The following is an 18,267-nucleotide window of genomic DNA, read 5'->3' on the forward strand; positions in this document are numbered from 1 at the left end:
TAGGGTAAAGATGAGCGGTAGATACAAAGCACATCGAAGAGGGAGTTATTTATTTATAGCAGATGCGGGAGCACTCGAGTTCTGAGCATGTCTCTGCGGCAGCAGCGTATGATGTGTATAGGAGACTGGTGGGCAGCGGCTGCGGCTTGTAGTAGGTGAGCGGTGGGCGCAGGGTCGTGGTGGGGCGGGTCGAGGCGTCGTCGGTGTCGACTCCCGACACAGCGCGGGCCAGTCCGACGACGAACAAGAAGACGAGTACGGCGATCACGCCTGTGCTCGATCGTCTGGCACCGCCGGCACTCGGACCGCCGAGGTACTCGCGGCGCACCGCCGGGTCTCGCAACGACCCGGAAGGATCGGGTACCTGCCGCAGCAGTTCCCGCGCCGCGGGCCCGTGGGCCGGTTCGAGTTCGGCGGCCCGCAACAGCCACCGCTCGGCATCCGCCCGCCTGCCCGACCGTGCGGCGTCCGCGCCGAGCAGATACATGGCCTCGGCATTGTCGGGTTCCAGCCGCAACGCCTGCTCGAGTGCCGCACGGAACGCGACGGCGCGCTGGGCGTCGGCTTCGGCGCCGTGCCACAGCACGCGGGCACGCGTGATGTAGAGGAGTGGTTCCTGCGGGTCGAGTTCGATGCCGACGTCGACGGCGGCCAGCGCCGCCTCGCGGTCCCGGGGTGCCAGCACGACCGCGAGTACCCGGTGACACTCGGCCGACCAGGGGTTCAGGTCCACGCAGGTGTACGCCGCGCGCACCGCCTCGTCCTGATGGGCGAGCGCCGCGACCCGATCGGTGTCGGTCAGCCGGTCGAACAATCCGTGTTCACTGAGCGCGAGCAGGACCCACGCGAACAGGTGCTCGGGGTCGTGGCGCAGCGCCGTGCGTGCCGCCGCGCTCGCGGTGGCGAAATCCGCGGACCGCAGCCACGTGTGCGCGACGTGTGCGTGGGCATCGGCGTTGTCGGGCTCGACGGCCAGGAGGGCGGCCAGCTCGGCGCGGGCCGCCTCGAGTCGGTCCAACTCGACCAGTACGACGGCCCGGTCGAGTCGCGGTTCGCTCATGGGTGTCGGTTCAGCGCTTGACGCGCTTCAGGTACCGGGCGAGATCGTCATAGCTCCCGTCACCGTTGGCGAATTCGACCACATTGCGGGCGGATTCGAACCAGGCACCGGTACTCGGCCGCACCTGGGCGAGCGCGGCCCGCACATCGGGCATGCCGACGGGACGCACCTCACCCGTGCGCATCGAGTCCGCCATCGCCAGCTGGGTGGCCGAGGTGCAGATGTGGGCGAGATCGGCGCCGGACAGGCCCTCGGTGTGCGCAGCGAGGGCAGTGAGGTCTATGCCCGCGATCGGACGGTCACGCAGGTGGTAGTGCAGGATCGACCGGCGCGCGGCGGCGTCCGGCAGGCCGACGAAGATCATCCGGTCGAACCGGCCGGGCCTGCGCAGGGCCACGTCCACGTCCCACGGGTGGTTCGTCGCGCCGAGCACGAAGACGCCCTCGTTGCTGTGGGTCGCCGAATCCATCTCGGTGAGCAACTGGTTCACCACCGTGCGCATGGTCGAGGACCCGTGCATCTGGCTGCGTTTGTGCCCGAGCGCGTCGACCTCGTCGAGGAACAGCACGCACGGCGCGTTGCGGCGGGCCATCTCGAAGATGCTGTGCACATTGCGCTCACTGGACCCGGTGTAGATATCGAGGATGTCGGCGATCTCGATCGGGTAGAAGTTGGCGCCGAGCTCCCCCGCGACCGCCGAGGCGATGAACGTCTTGCCGCAGCCGGGCGGGCCGTACAGCAGCAGGCCGCCGCGCGCGGAGGTACCGAAGGCCTTGGCGAGTTCGGGATTGCGCAGCGGGCCGAGCAGGGTGAGGTCGAGCTGACGCTTCACCTCGTCCATGCCACCCACATCGGCGAGGCCGATACTGGGTCGTTCGACGGTGGCGGCGTCCTCGTCGGTGACGTACTCGGCCGGGGCGTCGACGAACGCGGGGGCGATGATGTCACCCACCTGACTCTCGGCGGCGGCCCAGTCGTAGCCGGGCGATGCCGGGGCAGGCGCCGGTTCCGGCGATCCACCGCTCAGTGCGGTGCTGCACCGCGTCATCAAGGCCAGGACCTGCGCGTTTCCGGGCTCGTTCCCGAGCGCCACACCACAGTGGGCCAGCGCGTCGGCATACCGTTGCCGCTCGATCAGCAGCTCGATGACGCACACGCGCAGCGCGAGCACCCCCGGACTGCGGTCGAGCATCGTCAGCATGTCGGTGAGTACCTGGTCGTCGGCCACCTCTCCCCCTTCGAACCGCGAACATTCGACCGTACCGTAACCGGCGCAACGGATTTCGCTGAATCGGCCGATGATCGGTCCCACCCACCGGGACCGGGTCCGCGAGCGCGGTGCCCGACCCGATGCCGATCATTCGCCGCGAATATTTCGCACCGATGCGAACAAAATGCCCGCGAGCAAACCCAATTGAGACCGGCATCACAGATATCGCAGTTATGCATTACTGCCGCCGAATCGATCGGATAAGTGACGTTTCCAGTTTCCGACACCACCGGAGGGCGGCGCGCCCGGCGTGTTGACTGGGCGCCAACCGGCGGGTCGCCCCCGCGCCGCACTCGCCCAACCTGGGACTTCACTGAGAATCGTCGGCGTGTCGCGCAGACACACCGACCCGTCGCCGCGCCGGGCCACGGCCGGCCCGCTTCAGAAATTCGACCTGGCGTTATCTTTTCGTGATTCGGTGTGACTCACGTCGCACGTTCGTTCCGGTCGAATCGACGAATTCCCTTCCAGGACGCATGTCCGACTTTACAAACCACCGTGATTGGTTCGTAACCTTTTCGAGACCTCACGGAGTCCGCCAGGCCAGAACGGCTCGGCGCGAGGAGTCCGCCCCGTCATACGGACGGGACGTCGTGGGGCAGATTGGAAGTACCGCATCATGGCGACCAACACCGTCAAGCGTCAGGCGCAGCGTGCCGTTGCCGCCGGAGCCGTCGGCGCTGCCACCATCGGCGCGTTCCTCCTGCCGGCCGCTCCCGCGTCGGCGACGCCCGTCACCGTGCCCGGCATCGGCACCTTCGAGGTGCCCAACGAGATCCCGATCCCGGCGGGCATCCCCGGCATCGAGGCCCCGGCCGCGCCGCACGTGTTCACCGCGCCCACCGCCACCGCCGCCGACATCGCCCTCGATGCCGCGCTGAGCAAGGTCGGCTCCCCCTACGTCTACGGTGCCGCGGGCCCGGACGCCTTCGACTGCTCGGGCCTGGTCCAGTGGGCCTACCGCCAGGCGGGCATCGAGCTGCCACGCACCAGCGGCGCCCAGCTCGGCGCGGGCACCCCGGTGTCGATCGGCGACCTGCGCCCCGGCGACCTGGTGTCGTTCTATGGCGGCGGCCACTCGGGCCTCTACGCCGGTGACGGCAATGTCGTCCACGCCGCCACCTCGGGCTCGCCGGTGCACGTCGCGTCGCTCGACTCGATGCCGTTCGCGGGCGCTCGCCGCTTCTGATCCAGCCGGCACGGTGCGTCGTTCTCGGGGAAGGGCGCACCGTGACCCTTTCGTGCCCCACTGGACACGAACCCTCGCCGTTCCGTAATCTGATCGAGACCTTCGTGGCGGACGGGGAAGTCCGGGTTCAGGTAAGGCGCTTGCATCGTCGGATATCGAGAGAACGGGGCACGGGGCACTGTGAGATCACAACACCGGAGATTTCACGCAGCGCGTGGATTGGCCGGAGCCCTGTCCGCTACCGTCCTGGTATGCACCGCCGCCGTGGCCGGCCCCTCCGCGGCCGATCCGGTCGCCCTCCCCACCACCGCCGGTGACGCGATCGCCCGCATGGTCGACCTGTCCCGGCAGGCCGAAGTGGTCAACCAGGAATCCCTCACCGCGCAAACCGAACTCGACGCGAAACTGGCAGTCCAGCGCGATGTCGACGCCGCGCTCGCCGCCGCGACGGCCGTAGCCGACGCCGCCCGCGCCGAGGTGCGCAAGTTCCAGCCGATGATCGACCGCGCCGCCGTGGCCGCTTACACCGGCGCGCGCACCGACCGCATGTTCGCCGTGCTGTCGAGCAACTCCCCCCAGCAACTGCTGGACAAGATGTCGACCCTCGACGTGCTGTCCCAGCAGACCGCCGACTCGGTCCGCGAATTCAAGAAGGCCGCCGACGCGGCGACCGCCGCCGAGACCACCGCCCGCACCGCCGCCGATGCCGCCCGCGCCGCGACCGCCGCCGCCGAGGCCGTGCGCGCCGATGTCGACCGCAAACGTGCCGACCTCGCGGCCGCGACCACGCAGGTCGTCGAGGCATGGGGTGCGCTGTCGGCGCGCGACAAGTCGACGCTCGCCGGCTCCCCCTTCCCGCCCGGCTTCGATCGCGACAGCCTGCTCGCGGGCCTCGTGCCCGGTAGCGGAACGAGCGCGCTGGCCGCCGCCCTCACCCGGGTCGGCGACCCGTACGTGTGGGGCGCCACCGGCCCCGACCAGTTCGACTGCTCCGGTCTCGTGCAGTGGGCCTTCAAGCAGGTCGGCAAGAACGTCCCGCGCACCAGTTCCGCGCAGGCCGGGTACGGCACGCCCGTCGCCAAGGAAGATCTGCAACCCGGTGACGTGGTGCTGTTCTATCCGGAGATCTCGCACGTCGGGATCTACGCGGGCAACGGAATGATGGTGCACGCCTCCACCTTCGGTGTGCCGGTCGCCGTCGCACCCATCGACACCACCCCCTATCACTCGGCCCGGCGATACTGAAGCCGTGAACGTGCGCACCTGGCTGTCGGCGCGTGGCCGACTCGAATTCTGTCTCACGCTCGCCTCGGTCACCCTGCTGACCGGGGCGTGCGTCGCCCTGATCCTGGTGCCGCGCAACGCCGGACCGCTGCAGCTGGCCACCGATCAGGCCGAGGTGCTCGGCACGACCGTCGGCATCGACGATCCGCGCCTGGCCCCGGTGCGCCGCGAGGTGCAGCCGTTCGGGCCGATTCTGGTGCGTCAGGTCGAGGCCGGTGGCGCCGACACCGCGCTGGTGGTCGCCCATCCGGGCCACGAAGCCGATCTCGAGGTACTCGAGGCCCAGCTCGCGCCCGCGATCGCCGACGTCAGCGCCGTGTGGGGCACCGAGTGGAACCGGGCACCGGTCATCGTGGTCGCGAGCAACAGCGCCGAGTTCACCGCGTTGACCCGCCGGGCGGGGGCCTCGACCACCGCCGACGTGGCCGCGGTGTCGTTGACCGGCTCCTACGCGCCCGGTACCGAACCCACCGAGCAGCGCATCGTGTTCAATCCCGATGCCCGTCGCCGCGTCGGTGACGAAGGCATGGCCACCCTGTTGCGCCACGAGCTCACCCACGTCGCTACCCGCGCGGTCACCGTCGACGGTGCGCCGCAGTGGATGCTCGAGGGCTTCGCCGAGTACGTCGCCCAGCGCGCGAGCGGTCAGACCTTCTCGCAGATCGCCCCGACCCTCACTACCCGATTACGGGCGGGCACGCTGCCTGCCGACCTGGTCACCGACGCGGAGTTCACCGGGACCGACGCCGCCTTGGCTTACGAGTCGGCGTGGAGCGTGTGCGCCTACCTCGCCGACAAGCACGGTCCCGCCGCGCTCACCCACCTGTACCGGCAGCTCGCGCGGGGCCCGCAGTCGACCGCCGCACAGGACGCGGCATTCACCACCGTGCTCGGCGCCTCCCGGTCCCAGCTGCTCGACGGCTGGCGCTCCTGGCTGCGCGCCCACGCTGTCTGACCACCGGCCACCTCGCCCGACCGCCGCCCCGCGCCGAGGCACCGACACATTAGGTTGTTCACTATGGCCCGAACTCTCCTGGTTACCAACGATTTCCCACCTCGGCCGGGTGGTATCCAGTCCTATCTGCAGGCACTGACCCAGCAGCTGCCCCCCGAGGACCTCGTCGTCTACGCCCCCCGCTGGCGCGGTGACAGTCACGAGAAGTTCGACGCCACCCAGAAGTTCCGCGTGGTCCGCCATCCGACCACACTGATGCTTACCACACCTGCCGTGATCAAGCGAGCAAGCGCTCTGCTGCGCGAAAACGATTGCGACACAGTCTGGTTCGGTGCCGCCGCGCCACTGGCCGCGATGGCGCCCGCCCTGCGGCGAGCAGGCGCCGAACGCATCCTGGCCAGCACCCACGGGCACGAGGTCGGCTGGTCGATGCTGCCCGGTTCGCGCCAGGTGCTACGCACGATCGGCGAGAACACCGACGTGGTCACCTACGTCAGCAAGTACACCCGGGGCCGGTTCGCCTCGGCGTTCGGCCCGCGCGCGGCGCTGGAACACCTGCCCCCGGGCGTCGATCCGTCAGAATTCCGCCCCGACCCGGGCGCCCGCGCCGAGCTGCGCGCCCGCTACGGCCTCGGCGACCGGCCGACAATCCTGTGTCTGTCGCGGCTGGTGCCACGCAAGGGCCAGGACATGCTCATCGTCGCGATGAACGAGATCAAGGAACGGGTCGACGGCGCGGTGCTGGTCATCGCGGGCGGCGGACCGTACGAGAACCGCTTGCGCGGCCTCGCCGAGGCACTGGACCTCGGTGACAGCGTGGTGTTCACCGGCCGCGTCCCCTCCGGTGAGCTCGCCGCCCACCACACCATCGCCGATGTGTTCGCCATGCCGTGCCGCACCCGTGGCGCGGGCCTTGACGTCGAGGGCCTTGGCATCGTGTTCCTCGAGGCATCCGCGACCGGGGTGCCGGTGGTGGCGGGCGATTCCGGCGGGGCGCCGGAGACGGTACGCGAGGGCGAAACCGGTCTGGTGGTGCACGGTCGCTCGCTGCCGCAGATCAGCGATGCCATCGTCGAGCTGCTCACCGACCGCGACAACGCCGCGCGCATGGGTGCCGCGGGCCGCGAATGGGTGCAGCGGAACTGGCATTGGGATCGCCAGGGAGCCCGTCTGCGGCAACTGCTCGGGTGACACCCCGGACTGTCGCGGTGGCGCGTCCATTACTCTCAGCGAGGTGAGCAGTATCCAGGTCGCCGATCAGACCTTTCTCGCCGCGCCGCCCGCCGCGATCGCCGAGGTGCTCGGTGCCCCGAACAACTGGCGCCGCTGGTGGCCCGACCTGCACCTCGACGTGCGGGAGGACCGGGGCGACAAGGGCATTCGCTGGACGGTCGCGGGCCCGCTGACCGGCACCATGGAGGTGTGGCTCGAGGCCGTCGCCGACGGCGCGATCCTGCACTACTTCCTGCACGCCGAGCCCACCGCGAGCAAGCCGCTCACGCCGCGGGCGCTGGCCGCCGCCAACCGCGCGCGGCGGGTCGCGGGCAAGGACATGTCGTTCGAACTGAAGGCACGGCTGGAAGCGGGCCGCCCCGCGGGCGTCGCACCCGCCTCGGCGCTGTAACGAAAGGAATCCATGGCCCCCGACCGGACCAAGAGATCGATCGTCATCGAGGCCCCGTCGCAGCAGGTGATGGCCGTTATCGCCGATCTGGAGTCCTACCCGGAATGGGTGGCCGCGGCGAAATCGGTCGAGGTGCTCGGCACCGATGCGACGGGCCGGGCCTCGACCGCGCGTTTCGTGCTCGACGCGGGCGTCGTCAAAGACGCCTACACCCTCAGCTACACCTGGCGAGCCGACGGCAAGGCGGTGAGCTGGCACCTGCTCGACGGCGACCTGCAGAAAGCCCAGGACGGCAGTTATGAACTCCTGGACCGTCTCGACGGCAGCACCGAGGTGACCTACGAGCTCACCGTCGACTTGAACATCCCGATGATCGGCATGTTCAAGCGCAAGGCCGAGAAGGTGATCACCGATACGGCGCTGAACGAACTGAAGAAGCGGGTCGAGGGCTGAGCGCCCCGGGCATCACCCGCGTCGAACTGTTCGTCGGCAAGGGCGGGGTCGGGAAGACGACGCTGGCCTGCGCGACGGGCATGTCCTACGCGCGCGCCGGTGAGCGGGTGCTCATCGCCTCGCTCGACCAGGCGCACTCCCTCGGCGACGCGCTGGGTTTCCGTTTCCCGCACGACCCGGGCACGGTGGCCGGAGTCGCCCGGGTGGCGCCGGGGATCGAGGTGATCGAGATCGATTCCCTCGCCCTGCTCGAGGACCGGTTCCGCGATGTGGTGCGGATGCTGGACAAGGGCAGCGGCCACGATCACGGCATCGACCTGGCCGCACTCGATCCCGCCGAGCTCACCGGGCTGCCCGGGGTGCAGGAACTGCTGATGCTGGTGGAGATCGGGCAGTTCGCCGAGGAGAACGACTGGGACGTCATCGTGGTCGACTGTCCACCCTCGGCCGACATGCTACGTATCGTCACCGCCCCCGACACCCTGCTCAACTACCTGGAACGGCTCTGGCCCAAGCACGCCCGCACGATGAGCGCGATCGGCACCGACCTGCGTAAAGCGGTACTGGCTGCGGCCGTGGAGCGGGTGGTGAACGCGGTGACCCAGGTCCGCGACCTGCTCGCCGACCGCGCCCGAACCAGCGCGCGTCTGGTCACCGGACCGGAGCAGGTCGCGGTGGCCGAGGCCAGGCGGGTGCGGTCGGCCGCGGCACTGCTCGGCTTGCGATTGGACGCGGTGGTGGTGAACAAGGTGCTCGCACCCGTCCCGCCGCCCGGTGAGAACGCGCACCCGGCGGTGCACTGGTATCTGAATCGGCGCGCCGAACAGCTGGAGGTGGTCGCGCGGTTGCACGAGCAACTCACCGATGTCCCGATCATCGTCGCCAAGCACGCCGGGGCCGAACCGGTGGGGCTGAGCGCACTGTCCGCGTTCTCCTATTCGGTCGACACGCTGCCCCGCCCGTCGCTCGGGGCTGCGGAATCGGGCGAACCGATGGTTCGATGGGAGTCGGGCTCCGGCGTCGACTCCGTGTACGCGATGCGGATGCGGCTGCCGGTGGTCGATCCCGGCACCTTGCGGCTGGGCCGAGTGGAGGACGATCTGATCGTGGGAGCTGACGGGGTGCGCACCAGGGTGCGCCTCGCGCCGGTGCTTCGCCGCTGCACGGTGGCGGGCGCCGAGCTCGACGACGGTCATCTCGTTGTCCGGTTCCGGCCCGATCCGCAGGTGTGGCCCGCCGATCCGAACTACACGAAGGCCAGGCGCACATGAGCAGTGACAGGCAGTCCGATCGCCACCACGACGGTTTCGCCGAGTTCGCCGAGGAGCTGCGCCTGCTCGCCGAAGTGCTGCTCGCGCGCGTCGAACCGGTACTGCGCCGCACCGCCGCCGACGGCGCGGCCGACCTCGGCGGCTGCGCCTGGTGCCCGGTGTGCGCGGCCGCGGCCCTGGTCCGCGGCGACCACCACGACGTCGTCGCCGCCCTCGCCGAACACGGCACCTCGATGGTGACGGTCCTGCGCGAAGCCCTCGCCGGCGTCCCCGTCGAGCCGGTCCTGCCCCCGGAATGGGCCGATCACGCCGCGGGCCACCCCGGGCACGCGCGCGAGAATGCCGCGGGGGCACAGCGATACCAGCCGACCGACGAAGCGTCCGGGGCGCATCCGACGAACGGTGCCGGTGCCACGAACGGCGATCAGCGGAACCCGCACGCGCCGAGCGGCCCGCGTGGTGATCGAACCGCCTCGCCGCGGCCGGACGGGTCCGCTACGCCCAAGGATCCCTCTCGGGCCACCGGTCTCGGTGAACAGCCGGCCCACCGCCCACGCCGGGTCGACGAATTCAGCGCACGCACCCCGCACATCACCCCGGAACCGCCGGACGAAACCGCGTCGGGCGCAGGGCAGTTCACCGCAGGTGCAGGCACACGTCCGGCCCACGGCGAGGAGCGGCCCGCGGGCGCCCGCGCGCCACGCTCGCGTTATGTCGATATTCCGGTCACGATCCGGGGATGAGCCAGGCGAGTACCCACCCACTGACCGTCGGAGTCGACGTGGGCGGCACGAATATCCGCGCCTCCGTCGTCGACGCCGACGGTGAGGTGCTCGACACCGTGCAGGCGCCGACACCGCATTCGGCCCGCGCGCTCGAGGCCGCCATCGACCGATCCGTGCGCGAACTGGCCCGCAGGCATCCCATCGCGGCGGTCGGGCTCGCGGTGGCCGGGTTCATCTCCGCCGACCGCACCACCGTCCGGTTCGCCCCGCACCTGCCCTGGCAGGACGCGCCGGTGGCCCAGCGGCTCACCACCCGCCTGGAACTGCCCGTGATCCTCGAGCACGACGCCAACGCCGCGGGCTGGGCGGAGTACCGCTTCGGCGCGGCGGCGGGCGGGCACACCGTCATCCTCGTCGCGATCGGCACCGGCATCGGTGCGGCTCTGCTCATCGACGGTCGGCTCTACCGTGGCAGCCACGGCGTCGCGCCCGAACTCGGCCACCTGCAGGTGGTCCCGGACGGCCGTGCCTGCGCGTGCGGCAAACGCGGCTGCTGGGAGCGCTATTGCAGCGGAACCGCGCTGGCCGACACCGCGATCGAGATGCTCGCCACCGACCCCGTGCGTTCGGTGCTCGCGCGCGATGTGATCCGCGATCCCGGTTCGCTCACCGGCCGACGGGTGGCCGGTGCCGCCCAGGACGGTGACCCGCTCGCGGTGCGGGTGATGTCGGACTTCGCGCGCTGGCTCGGCCTCGGCCTCGCCTTCGTGAGCGACATCTTCGACCCCGATCTCGTGGTGATCGCCGGTGGGGTGAGCAGTTCGGCGCCGTTGTTCCTCGACGAGGCCCGCGAGCACTACGCGAGCGCCGTCACCGGCTCGGGTCATCGCCCGCTCGTCCGGTTGCGCACGACACAGCTCGGCGAGGCGGCGGGCATGATCGGTGCCGCCGAATTGGCTCGCGCCGCGATTGGAACGCCACTGGCGGGTACTACCGGGAGATGAGGGTCACACCCATGCCTGTCGGCTACCGTCCTGGTTGGTTGTGACCTGCGACCAGCGGTAAAGTCGTTTTCCGAACGACGCTGCACACAACCATCCCGGTCCCCGGGGAAAGGACGCCATGTTCTACTGGCTGCTCAAGTTCGTACTCGTGGGACCGTTCATGCACCTTTACAACCGCCCCGTTGTGGAAGGTGTGGAGAACATCCCGACCGACGGGCCGGCCATCATGGCGGGTAACCACCTCTCCTTCGCCGACTGGTTGTTCGCGCCGCTGCTGAGCCCGCGCCGCATCAACTACCTGGCCAAGGCGGAGTACTTCACCACCCCCGGTTTCAAGGGCCGCCTGCAGAAGTTCTTCTTCTCGGGCACCGGCCAGTACCCGATCGACCGCAGCGGCGCCACCGCCGCCGAGGACGCGCTCAACGCGGCCAAGAAGCTGCTCGACGAAGGCCGCCTGGTCGGCCTGTACCCGGAGGGCACCCGCTCCCCCGACGGTCGCCTCTACAAGGGCAAGACCGGCATGGCCCGCCTCGCGCTCGAGACCGGTGTCCCGGTGATCCCGGTCGCGGTGATCGGCACCGACAAGGTGTCCCCGCCCGGACCGTTCAAGTGGCGCCGTCACCGGGTCACGCTGAAGTTCGGTGCGCCGCTGGATTTCTCGCGCTACGAGGGCATGAGCGGCAACCGTTTCGTCGAGCGCGCCGTCACCGACGAGGTGATGTACGAGCTGATGCGCCTGACCGGTCAGGAATACGTCGACGTGTACGCCCACAGCCTCAAGAAGGGCGTTAAGCCCACCGATCACCAGATCGAGGCCACCCGCATCCCCGACCGCGCCGCCAGTTGACGCCGATCCCCCTGTGCCGCAGGCCGGCTCGGCACCGCCGCGCCTGATAAGCATCTCGTAAGCGCCGTCGGCCAGACTGGTCACATGTTCAAGCAAATGCTGGCCGCGGCCGGTGTCGGCGGCGCCGAGGTCGACACCGAATTGTTCACTCCCGGTGTGCAGCCGGGCGGAGTCGTCGAGGGTGTCATCCGGTTGCGCGGTGGGCGTGTCGACCAGGCGGTCGGGCAGGTGGCCGCCGAGTTCATCACCCGCGTCGAGCGCGAATACTCCGACGGTGAAGAGCGCTTCGCCGATCAGGCGTTCGGCCGCGTCGCCGTCACCGGGCCGTTCACACTGGGTGCCGGCCGGATCGCCGAATTCCGTTTCGCCGCCCCTGTTCCGCTGGAAACCCCGATCACCTTCTTCGACGGCCACCACCTGCCCGGCGCGGCGGTGGCCCTGCGCACCGTGGTCGATCTGCACGGTGCGGTCGATTCCACCGATACCGATCCGATCGGCATCGGCGCGCTGCCCGCTCAGCACGTGGTGCTCGACGCGGTGCGGCGCATGGGTTTTCCGCTGCTGCGCACCGACGTGGAGGCGGGCCGCATCAACCGCACACCGCAGCGGCTGCCGTTCTATCAGGAACTCGAATTCGGTCGTTCTCCGCATTTTCCGCGGGTGAACCAGCTCGAGGTCACCTTCGTCGCTACCGAAACGGGCATGGCCGTGGTCCTCGAGGCCGATATCCAGGGCGGCCTGCTGCGCGGCACCCGCGACGGAATCGGGATGTTCTGGGTCGACTACGCCCAACTGGCCCACCGGGATTGGACCCAGGAGATCCACGGCAGCCTGCACCGGCTCGGCGCCCTCGGCTGAGCCGCCTAGCGATGTTCGGCTCAGTTCCGCCCGCGGTCCGGTTCGGCTGTGCCCGGCCTGCCGCTCGGTTCGGCTGTGCCCGGCTCGCCGCTCAGGTTCGGCAGCGCCCTGCCGGCAGCGTGATCGGCTGAGCCCGCGGGCACCTGGATCACGCAGTCGCGCCTCTGCTCGGGCAGTCGCCTGTTCGACAGGTCCTGATGTGCGGACGCCACCACGACCGGTTGGTAACGTGTGCCGCACACGCAGGCCGAGGATGTAGGTCGCGTGGCCGTCGACGGGGAGGGCGAGGTGGACATGGCCGCAGATGAATTCGACGCGGGTCGTGTCGTGCGTTTTCCCCGCCGCAAGCCCGACGGGGCGCCGCCCACCGGCCGGGTCGCCCGGGGCACCAGGCTGGCAGCGGTGCCCGTCGCCTATATGGGCAGACGCGTAGCGGGAATCGGCCGACGGGCGGCCGGACGCGATGCGGTCACTGTGGAGCGCGAGATCCGCCACCGCACCGCCGAACACCTCTTCCAGGTGCTCGGCGAGCTCAAAGGCTGCGTCGCCAAACTCGGCCAGTTGCTCGGCCTGCTCGAACTCGGGCTCGCGCCCGATCTCGCCGAACCGTACAGCCGAGCCCTTGCGCGCCTGCACGATTCGGCCCCTGCCATGCTGCCCGCCGCCGTCCACACCGAACTCGCCACCCATCTGGGCCCCCGCTGGCGTTCGCTGTTCCTCGAGTTCGACGACCGCGCCGCGGCGGCCGCATCGGTGGGTCAGGTGCACCGGGCCCGCTGGCACGACGGCACACCGGTGGCGGTGAAAGTCATGTACCCCGGTGCGCGGCAGGCGGTGCTGGCGGATCTGAGCGTCCTGCGCCGCGCCACTCCCCTGTTCACCGCCTTGCTGCCGGGTGCCGAGACCCGTCCGGTGATCGAGGCACTGTGCGAGGAGATCGGCGCCGAACTCGACTACGCCCGCGAAGCCGCCAACCTCGAGCACTTCCGCACCGCCCTGCGCCACGATCCGGATGTGGTGGTCGGCCGGGTGATCGCGCAGCGCGGTGACGTGCTGGTCACCGAGTGGCTCGACGGAATCCCGCTGTCGCGCTTGATCGCTCGTGCCGAACCGGCCGAACTCGACCGGCTGGGTGTACTGATCCTGCGCTTCCTGTTCTCCGCGCCCGCGCGTGCCTCCCTCATCTACGGCGACCCGCACCCCGGCAACTTCCTGCGCATGCCCGACGGGCGGCTCGGGGTGGTCGACTTCGGAGCGTGCACGCCCTGGACGCCCGCGTTCCTCACCGTCGCCGGTGACGTGGGCGCCGCCGTCGTCGCCGAATCCGTGGCCGACCTCGAAGCCGCGCTGCGCCGCCACGGTTATGTAGCCCCCGGCGGCAACCTCGACATCGCCACCGTCGCCGAGCGTCTCCGCCCTGTTCGCGAAGCACTCATGTCCCCGACCTACCCGCTGTCGGCGGACTGGTTGCGCGAGCAGGTCCGCCTGGCCACCGACCTGAGCTTGTCGAACATCCTGCGTCAGCTCACCATGCCACCCGCCGACACACCCTTACTGCGTTCGTTCCTCGGCGGCGTCGCCATCCTGTGCCAACTCCAGACGGCCGTCCCACTCCGCGCGGAGTGCACCCGCTGGTACCCCGAAACCGCTGCCGCCGTGGGTCTTTGATCGCTGAACAGTTCCTTTCGCCCAGGTGGACGTGAGTCTTTCCGTCCGGCAGCGTTCACCGGCTGTTGCCGTACACACGACCGCCCGTTCGATTCGTCCGGGCACGGTGCAGGACATGGTCGACTTCGCGATGTCCCGGCGCACGCTGCTGCGCGCCTCCGCTCTCGGTCTGCTCACCCCCGCGCTGGCCGCCTGTGGTGACGGCCCCGGGTTGGTGCGGGCCAGGCCGACCCTCACCCACGGCATCGCGGTCGGCGACCCGCGTAGCGACGGCGCGCTGATCTGGGCCCGCTCGGATCGTCCCGCCACCCTGGTCGTCGAAACCGCGGCCACCGAGAAATTCAGCGACGTGCGGCGGTTCACCGGGCCGCTGCTCACTCCCGCCACCGACGGCACCGGACGCGTACGGGTGAACGGCCTGCCCGCCGGGCAGCTGGTGCACTACCGGGTGCGATTGGAGGGTGAGGACGGCGCGACCTCCGAGACGCTGAGCGGCGTGTTCCGCACCGCCCCCACCGCGCCCGCCGATATCTCGCTGGTGTGGTCCGGCGACGTGGCGGGTCAGGGGTTCGGCATCAACCCCGATGTCGGCGGCATGAAGGTCTTCGCGACCATGGCCGCTCGCGACCCGCACCTGTTCCTGCATTCCGGTGACGTCATCTATGCCGACAACGCGCTGAAGGAATCGGTGACGCTGCCCGACGGCCGGGTGTGGCGCAATATCACCGCCGACGCCAAGAACCAGCCCGCCGAGACCCTCGACCAGTTCCGCGGCAACTACGCCTACAACCTCACCGACGAGAACTACCGTCGCTTCAACGCCTCGGTCGCCCAGATCGTGCAGTGGGACGACCACGAGACCACCAACAACTGGTCGCCCGGCGGTACCATCGCCGCCGACAAGGGTTACACCGAGCGCAGCATGGACACCCTCGCCACCCGCTCCTGGCAGGCGTTCCACGAGTGGATGCCGCTCGAGCCGCGCGAGGCCGTCGACGGACGGCTCTACCGCAAGATCTCCTACGGCCCGCTGCTCGACGTGTTCGTCCTCGACATGCGCGCCTACAAAGACGCCAACACCGCCAACACCGGGCCCCAGGGTCAGGTGCTCGGTGCGGCCCAGACGGCATGGCTCATCGATGGTTTGCAGCAGTCCACGGCCACCTGGAAGATCATCGCCGCCGATCTGCCGATCGGCGTGGTGGTCCCCGACGGCAAGACCGCGTTCGAAGGCGTCGCCAATGCCGCGCCGGGCGCGCCGTCGGGCCGCGAAACCGAGATCGCCCGGGTGCTGTCGGCGATCAAGGCGAACAAGGTGCGCGACGTCGTCTGGCTCACCGCCGACGTGCACTACACCGCCGCACACCACTACTCGCCCGCGCGCGCGAACTTCTCCGACTTCGACGAGTTCTGGGAGTTCGTCTCCGGGCCGCTCAACGCGGGCGCCTTCGGCCCCAACCCGCTCGACCCGACCTTCGGACCCGAGGCCGTTTTCGTGCACGCGCCCCCGGCGCCGAACACCTCGCCGCTCGATCTCGAGTACCAGCATTTCGGCGAGGTCCGCATCGACGGCGGCACCGGGGAATTGACGGTCGACCTGTGCGACGCGACCGGAAAAGTCCTGTTCAGCAAGCAACTTCCGCCGTCGCGGAAATAGGTGGGAACTACCCGTCGCCAGAATCGCCGCGCTGTGGTTAGCTATGCGGTCATGGGCACGCCGCATACCGTCACCTCCGAAGAATATCTCCCCACCGACACTGCGGATGTCGTTCGCACCGTGCGTGATTCGCGTGATCGAGCCGAACGTCTGACGGTACGTGGCGGCGAACCGACCGAAGAGTCCTCGTTCGGGTTGGCCGATCAGCGTGGCGTGCTGTCGTTGCGCAAGATGAACTCGGTCCTCGACATCAATCTCGGTCGCCGCACCGTGCGGGTGCAGGCCGGAGCGAAGCTGTCGGAGATCGACCGGCGCCTCGGCGCGCACGGCCTCGGCCTGCCCGTGGTCGGCGACCACCGCGACATCACCGCGGGCGGTTTCGCCTCCGTCGGTGGTGTGAGCACCGCCTCGCACCGCTACGGCATGTTCATCGATCAGATCGTCGACCTCGAGTACGTCGACCCCGACGGCCGGATCGGCACCTGCGGGCGTGGCCACCACACCGAACGGTTCCAGCGCATCCTCGGCGCGGGCGGGCGCGCGGGCATCATCACCGCGCTCACCCTCGATGTGGTCGAGGTCGACAAGGACCACACCTGGCTCACCACCGACGCCGACCGCTTCCTCGACTTCGACTCCTTCGTCGAGCACGCGACCGCCGAGATCACCAACCCCGGCAGCGCGGCGCTGCAGGTGGGACGCTGGGTCGACACCGCGCCGCTGAAGGTCACCCGCCCCGTCGGCACCGGACAGGTCACCCTCGGTGCGGTCCGGTTCGGGCAGTGGTCGAGCCTGTACCCCACCGCACCCACCCGCGGTCTGCGGGCGCGGCGCGAGGTCGGCACCCGCACCCGTAAGTCGTTGGGCGCCATCGCTTCCGCGGCGGGCGGCCGCGCCGGTATGCCCGTACGCAATGCGGCGGCGGGCGCGCTGATGTTCGCGCCCAAGGTGCTCACCATGCGCGATGCCGAATACCTGGCCGACACTGTCATCAACTCCTCCGAGCGCGGCCCCGCCTACCGCGTCGGCGTGTTCGCACCGCTGGCCAACTACGGCTCGGTGTTCTACGGCCTGCACGACCTGTTCTCCGAGCACCGGGAACGCTCCGGTTGCTTCACCGTCATCTCCGCGATGACCTATGGCGTGCGCTCGCCGTACCTGCGGGCCGAGGCCGCCGCCCGCGGCCTGACCCCCGCCGACTACGGCCTCATCACCTTCACCTGCCGCCTGCGTCCGTCGGCCCTGCCCTCGGAGCAGCTGCGGGAGATCGTCGCGGGTATCGACGACATCTGCCGTTCGGAGCAGGCGCTGCGCTACAGCGTCTGACACCTCCGCGCGGTGCCGCATCAGAACGCGGTTCTGGTGGTGTGCACGAAGGGTTGGCGCGCGCACCGGGCGGTGAGCGTGTCGGCACGCCGTGCGGTGCGGTACGCGGCGGGTGGCACGCCGTATTCGGCCCGGAATGCGCGGGAGAGCTGGTCGGCCGTGCGGAATCCGCAGGTCTCGGCGATCTCGCGGATACTGCGTGAGCTTTCGCTGAGCGCGGTCGCGGCGGCCACCAGCCTGCGGGTACGGATGAGTCCGGCGACGGACAGGCCCTGCAGCTCGAAGGCGCGGAACAGCGTCCTTCTGCTCACGTGCAGTCGTCGCGCCACCGCGTCGGGGTTCATGGCCGGGTCGGTGAAACCGCGGTCGATGACGTCGATCGCGCGGCGGCGCAGCATGTCCTCGGTCGATATCTCGATCGCGGCCCCGGCCAGGTCGCGTTCGAGCAGCGCGACCACGGCCGAACGGAAGACGATCTCGTCGATCCGGGCGGCGATGCCCAGATGCGCGGGACTCGTTGCGCCGCAGGCGAGATCGCGTGCGAAAAGGAGCGCCGACACCGCGGCGCCGGACAGCGCCCACACCTGACCGCCCGCCGCGGCGGGCTCGAGACCCCAGGCGGTCAGCGCGCCCATCGACACGTACAGGTGCAGCACGTCGACGGCGCACGCCTCACCCCGCGACAGCACCGACCGGAACGGCGCGTCCAGGCAGACCGCGAACGCCTGCCCCGACGCCGCGACGGAGCGGGCGCCCCGTTGTTCGAGGGCGACCCGGCCATCTATCACCAGGCTCAACTGCAGGTACTGGCCGTAATGATCATGGGCGGCGCCGCCGTCGCGCTCGGCGGTGATACCCGAGGTGCGCAGCCGGGCGACCAGCACCGAGCCGGTGCTCAGGGTCCAGAGGGTGGCGGTGAAGTCCTCGTCGGCGCGCACACGGCACCCGAATGCCAGCCGGTTCAGGTCCCGCGGGCCGCGCAGGGCAATCCCCCCGCCGCCGACGCGGCCTGCTGTGTCGAGCAGGCACGCGAATTCACGATGCGGTGGTTCGCCCATCGATTGCCCTGAACCAGA

At 69.9% G+C, this 18,267-nt stretch carries 17 protein-coding genes; 14 read left to right on the forward strand and 3 right to left on the reverse strand.

What is annotated here, in order from left to right; translation table 11 throughout:
• Nucleotides 1-49: 49 nt before the first annotated feature.
• Together HYG95_RS22885 and HYG95_RS22890 are read right to left on the reverse strand one after the other, a co-directional pair.
• Complete coding sequence (locus HYG95_RS22885; RefSeq protein ID WP_181700926.1) at nucleotides 50-1,060, reverse strand: hypothetical protein; 1,011 nt, start codon at nucleotides 1,058-1,060, stop codon at nucleotides 50-52.
• 10 nt (nucleotides 1,061-1,070) lie between these two features.
• Nucleotides 1,071-2,288, reverse strand: a complete 1,218-nt coding sequence (locus HYG95_RS22890; RefSeq protein ID WP_181700928.1) for an ATP-binding protein — start codon at nucleotides 2,286-2,288, stop codon at nucleotides 1,071-1,073.
• Between the two features lie 661 nt (nucleotides 2,289-2,949).
• Between HYG95_RS22890 and HYG95_RS22895 the strand changes: the two genes are divergently transcribed.
• From HYG95_RS22895 to HYG95_RS22960, 14 genes are all read left to right on the forward strand, one after another.
• A complete protein-coding gene (locus tag HYG95_RS22895; protein ID WP_181700930.1) occupies nucleotides 2,950-3,519 on the forward strand; it encodes a C40 family peptidase in 570 nt (189 codons plus the stop codon).
• Between the two features lie 264 nt (nucleotides 3,520-3,783).
• Nucleotides 3,784-4,764 (forward strand): NlpC/P60 family protein, encoded by a 981-nt coding sequence (locus HYG95_RS22900; RefSeq protein WP_225282236.1) that lies wholly within the window; start codon nucleotides 3,784-3,786, stop codon nucleotides 4,762-4,764.
• Between the two features lie 4 nt (nucleotides 4,765-4,768).
• Nucleotides 4,769-5,758 carry a hypothetical protein gene (locus tag HYG95_RS22905; protein ID WP_181700934.1) on the forward strand — a complete coding sequence of 330 codons (990 nt, stop codon included), beginning with the start codon at nucleotides 4,769-4,771 and terminating at the stop codon, nucleotides 5,756-5,758.
• Nucleotides 5,759-5,821: 63 nt separating this feature from the next.
• A complete protein-coding gene (locus HYG95_RS22910; RefSeq protein ID WP_181700936.1) occupies nucleotides 5,822-6,949 on the forward strand; it encodes a glycosyltransferase family 4 protein in 1,128 nt (375 codons plus the stop codon).
• A 43-nt stretch (nucleotides 6,950-6,992) separates the two neighbouring features.
• A complete protein-coding gene (locus HYG95_RS22915) occupies nucleotides 6,993-7,382 on the forward strand; it encodes a polyketide cyclase / dehydrase and lipid transport (RefSeq protein ID WP_067642979.1) in 390 nt (129 codons plus the stop codon).
• A gap of 12 nt (nucleotides 7,383-7,394) precedes the next feature.
• Entirely contained in the window at nucleotides 7,395-7,835 is a 441-nt protein-coding gene (locus HYG95_RS22920) for an SRPBCC family protein (RefSeq protein WP_181700938.1), read from the forward strand.
• Between the two features lie 26 nt (nucleotides 7,836-7,861).
• Complete coding sequence (locus HYG95_RS22925) at nucleotides 7,862-9,106, forward strand: ArsA family ATPase (protein ID WP_181700961.1); 1,245 nt, start codon at nucleotides 7,862-7,864, stop codon at nucleotides 9,104-9,106.
• Nucleotides 9,103-9,849, forward strand: a complete 747-nt coding sequence (locus tag HYG95_RS22930) for a hypothetical protein (protein ID WP_181700940.1) — start codon at nucleotides 9,103-9,105, stop codon at nucleotides 9,847-9,849. The genes HYG95_RS22925 and HYG95_RS22930 overlap by 4 nt, the downstream gene beginning before the upstream one ends.
• Complete coding sequence (locus HYG95_RS22935; protein WP_181700942.1) at nucleotides 9,846-10,835, forward strand: ROK family protein; 990 nt, start codon at nucleotides 9,846-9,848, stop codon at nucleotides 10,833-10,835. The genes HYG95_RS22930 and HYG95_RS22935 overlap by 4 nt, the downstream gene beginning before the upstream one ends.
• Nucleotides 10,836-10,953: 118 nt before the next feature.
• The gene (locus tag HYG95_RS22940; protein ID WP_067495956.1) at nucleotides 10,954-11,682 is read left to right on the forward strand and encodes a 1-acyl-sn-glycerol-3-phosphate acyltransferase; all 729 of its coding nucleotides are present in this window, start codon (nucleotides 10,954-10,956) and stop codon (nucleotides 11,680-11,682) included.
• Between the two features lie 84 nt (nucleotides 11,683-11,766).
• On the forward strand, nucleotides 11,767-12,540 hold the full coding sequence (locus HYG95_RS22945) for a sporulation protein (RefSeq protein WP_181700944.1): 774 nt from the start codon (nucleotides 11,767-11,769) through the stop codon (nucleotides 12,538-12,540).
• A gap of 264 nt (nucleotides 12,541-12,804) precedes the next feature.
• Nucleotides 12,805-14,208 (forward strand): ABC1 kinase family protein, encoded by a 1,404-nt coding sequence (locus HYG95_RS22950; protein ID WP_370465892.1) that lies wholly within the window; start codon nucleotides 12,805-12,807, stop codon nucleotides 14,206-14,208.
• Between the two features lie 115 nt (nucleotides 14,209-14,323).
• On the forward strand, nucleotides 14,324-15,865 hold the full coding sequence (locus tag HYG95_RS22955; RefSeq protein WP_255495636.1) for an alkaline phosphatase: 1,542 nt from the start codon (nucleotides 14,324-14,326) through the stop codon (nucleotides 15,863-15,865).
• A 51-nt stretch (nucleotides 15,866-15,916) separates the two neighbouring features.
• Nucleotides 15,917-17,191: an FAD-binding protein gene (locus tag HYG95_RS22960; protein WP_067495966.1), complete on the forward strand. Its 1,275-nt coding sequence runs from the start codon at nucleotides 15,917-15,919 to the stop codon at nucleotides 17,189-17,191.
• 20 nt (nucleotides 17,192-17,211) lie between these two features.
• Here HYG95_RS22960 and HYG95_RS22965 read toward each other — a convergent pair whose 3' ends face one another.
• Entirely contained in the window at nucleotides 17,212-18,249 is a 1,038-nt protein-coding gene (locus tag HYG95_RS22965) for a helix-turn-helix transcriptional regulator (RefSeq protein WP_181700946.1), read from the reverse strand.
• Nucleotides 18,250-18,267 lie beyond the last annotated feature (18 nt).

It is taken from the genome of Nocardia sp. GTS18, assembly GCF_013839555.1.
Lineage (GTDB): Bacteria > Actinomycetota > Actinomycetes > Mycobacteriales > Mycobacteriaceae > Nocardia > Nocardia rosealba.

What these genes read in the sequence shown, in the direction of transcription:
- HYG95_RS22885 (WP_181700926.1), bottom strand. Translation starts at nt 1,060, where the DNA reads ATGAGCGAACCGCGACTCGACCGGGCCGTCGTACTGGTCGAGTTGGAC.
- HYG95_RS22895 (WP_181700930.1), top strand. Translation starts at nt 2,950, where the DNA reads ATGGCGACCAACACCGTCAAGCGTCAGGCGCAGCGTGCCGTTGCCGCC.
- HYG95_RS22910 (WP_181700936.1), top strand. Translation starts at nt 5,822, where the DNA reads ATGGCCCGAACTCTCCTGGTTACCAACGATTTCCCACCTCGGCCGGGT.
- HYG95_RS22920 (WP_181700938.1), top strand. Translation starts at nt 7,395, where the DNA reads ATGGCCCCCGACCGGACCAAGAGATCGATCGTCATCGAGGCCCCGTCG.
- HYG95_RS22930 (WP_181700940.1), top strand. Translation starts at nt 9,103, where the DNA reads ATGAGCAGTGACAGGCAGTCCGATCGCCACCACGACGGTTTCGCCGAG.
- HYG95_RS22935 (WP_181700942.1), top strand. Translation starts at nt 9,846, where the DNA reads ATGAGCCAGGCGAGTACCCACCCACTGACCGTCGGAGTCGACGTGGGC.
- HYG95_RS22940 (WP_067495956.1), top strand. Translation starts at nt 10,954, where the DNA reads ATGTTCTACTGGCTGCTCAAGTTCGTACTCGTGGGACCGTTCATGCAC.
- HYG95_RS22945 (WP_181700944.1), top strand. Translation starts at nt 11,767, where the DNA reads ATGTTCAAGCAAATGCTGGCCGCGGCCGGTGTCGGCGGCGCCGAGGTC.
- HYG95_RS22955 (WP_255495636.1), top strand. Translation starts at nt 14,324, where the DNA reads ATGGTCGACTTCGCGATGTCCCGGCGCACGCTGCTGCGCGCCTCCGCT.
- HYG95_RS22960 (WP_067495966.1), top strand. Translation starts at nt 15,917, where the DNA reads ATGGGCACGCCGCATACCGTCACCTCCGAAGAATATCTCCCCACCGAC.
- HYG95_RS22965 (WP_181700946.1), bottom strand. Translation starts at nt 18,249, where the DNA reads ATGGGCGAACCACCGCATCGTGAATTCGCGTGCCTGCTCGACACAGCA.